The organism is Pseudomonas sp. S4_EA_1b (genome assembly GCF_016307435.1).
In the GTDB taxonomy this organism is placed as follows: domain Bacteria; phylum Pseudomonadota; class Gammaproteobacteria; order Pseudomonadales; family Pseudomonadaceae; genus Aquipseudomonas; species Aquipseudomonas rhodesiae.
Genome location: NZ_JAEILC010000214.1, coordinates 1 through 1,552 on the forward strand (window position 1 = coordinate 1; position 1,552 = coordinate 1,552).

Consider the following 1,552-nt stretch of genomic DNA (forward strand, 5'->3'; position numbering starts at 1 on the left):
CCTTTAGATTTAGCTCATGCCAACCCTGGAACGCAAATAAAAAACCGCCCATCCAAAACATTATTGAAAATGATGAAAACGCGTCTAGGGCCGCGCATACAAGCGATAAAACAATCACGACCAAAAAAATAATAAATGAAATCGATTTGGCAGTTGCCAACAAACGTTCTTCATCTTCTTTATCAGTTACAGCAGGAAGATATCTACCAACCCCCAGGCTCAACCATTGTAGTAACACCGCGTTACCTACACCAGCAACCAAGATAGTCAGCGAATAAATTCCGTACTCAGCAGGCGTCAAAATACGCGTAAAAATCACCAAAGCCGATAGGGAAAATATTGCCGGTATCAACTTTACAGCCAGATAAGCGGCACCGTGTTTTGCTAGCAATATTGCCCCCTGCCTAAGATTCATGCATACCTACATTAAAAGAAAAACGTTAATTCAAAAACCGTACGTACCACGGCATAGCTTTTTCGACGCCCTCAACAATGTCAAAGCGAGGCTCATACTGAAGGTATTTTTTTATTTTACTGATATCAGCTTGTGAATGGCGAACGTCTCCAGCTCGAAAATCCCGATACACCGGAAACTTATCATAGCTAATCCCATTTTTTGCCAATGCTTCACGCAAGGCCTTAAATAGCATATTTAGGTCTGTTCGACCGTTGACCGCAACGTTGTAAACCTGATTGCGCGAAGCCGAGTCCGTCGTAGTTGCAGCCAGGAGGTTCGCTTGGATAGTATTTTCGATAAAACAAAAGTCCCGACTGGTTTGCCCATCACCATTGATAAAAACGTCATCATTTTTAATCATGGACGCCGCCCATTTGGGTATCACTGCCGCATATGCGCCTTCAGGGTCCTGGCGCTTACCAAATACATTAAAATACCGAAGCCCAATAGTATCAAACTTATAACACTTGGCAAAAACGTCAGCGTACAGCTCGTTAACGTATTTGGTCACTGCGTAGGGAGACAGCGGTTTACCAATGATGTCTTCTACCTTAGGCAGGCCTGGATGATCTCCATATGTTGAGCTACTTGCGGCGTATGTGAAGCTTTTTACTTTTGCATCCCGTGCCGCCACCAGCATATTCAGGAAACCATCAATATTAGTACGGTTAGTAGTAATCGGATCATTAAGAGAACGTGGTACCGATCCCAGCGCTGCCTGATGCAAAACATAGTCGACGCTATCGCAAGCCTTATGACAATCTTCCAAAACTCTAATATCTCCCTGAACGAAAGAAAAATTAGCCCACTGATCAGAGGAAACAGTACTTTTTACTTCATCCAAATTCCGTAGGTGACCTGTTGAAAAATTATCTAATCCAACGACCCGCTGATTTAAACCAAGAAGCACTTCCAGCAAATTAGAACCGATGAAACCTGCCACTCCTGTGATCAGCCAAGTTTTCGGTGTTGCTTGAAGCGAATCTAACAGTTGTTCATAGCGGGTCATAGTTATAGACTCAATATTAATTGTGAATTAGTAGATGGAGATAGTAGTCTTAAAGACGGATATCCGACTCTTCCGTGCTCAGCAAA

At 43.1% G+C, this 1,552-nt stretch carries 2 protein-coding genes; both read right to left on the reverse strand.

Going from position 1 to position 1,552, the window contains the following annotated elements; translation table 11 throughout:
- The coding region (locus YA0848_RS35740; protein ID WP_442967255.1) for a hypothetical protein at positions 1–415 on the reverse strand (415 nt) is incomplete at its 3' end.
- A 25-nt stretch (positions 416–440) separates the two neighbouring features.
- Positions 441–1,466 (reverse strand): NAD-dependent epimerase/dehydratase family protein, encoded by a 1,026-nt coding sequence (locus YA0848_RS35745; protein ID WP_169867536.1) that lies wholly within the window; start codon positions 1,464–1,466, stop codon positions 441–443.
- Between the last annotated feature and the right edge of the window lie 86 nt (positions 1,467–1,552).

Coding starts and splice junctions, on each gene's coding strand:
- YA0848_RS35745 (WP_169867536.1), bottom strand. CDS start 1,466: ATGACCCGCTATGAACAACTGTTAGATTCGCTTCAAGCAACACCGAAA.